The sequence below is a fragment of the Methylobacterium sp. J-068 genome (assembly GCF_022829445.1).
Classification (GTDB): Bacteria; Pseudomonadota; Alphaproteobacteria; order Rhizobiales; family Beijerinckiaceae; genus Methylobacterium.
This window is the reverse complement of record NZ_JAKSXY010000068.1, coordinates 1-371: the sequence shown is the minus strand read 5'-3', so window position 1 is coordinate 371 and position 371 is coordinate 1. Positions and strand designations below refer to the sequence as shown.

The window sequence follows — 371 nt, the reverse complement described above, 5'->3', positions numbered from 1 at the left end:
TTGCGCAGGTCGACCATGACGGGGGCGGTCATGGCGGCGCGCAGCCTGGCGAAGTCGAGGGCCCGGAAGGCGTTCCACTCGGTCACGATCACCACCGCGTCCGCGCCTTGCGCGCAGTCGTAGGCGTCGGTGGCGTAGGTCACGTCGCTGAGCATCGGGCGCGCCGCCTCCATGCCCTCGGGGTCGTAGGCCCGGATACGCGCGCCCCCGTCCTGGAGGCCCGTGATGATGGAGAGCGCGGGCGCGTCGCGCATGTCGTCGGTGTTGGGCTTGAAGGTCAGGCCCAGGATCGCGATGGTCTTGCCCCGCACCGAGCCGCCGCAGGCCAGGATCACCTTGCGGGCCATGGCGCGCTTCCTCTGGTCGTTGAC

The 371-nt window shown here is 70.9% G+C and carries 1 protein-coding gene; it reads right to left on the bottom strand.

Annotated features, from left to right (window positions below; genetic code table 11):
* Window positions 1-371: UDP binding domain-containing protein (locus tag MKK54_RS09980; protein WP_279597284.1), on the bottom strand; the 371-nt coding region annotated here is incomplete at both ends.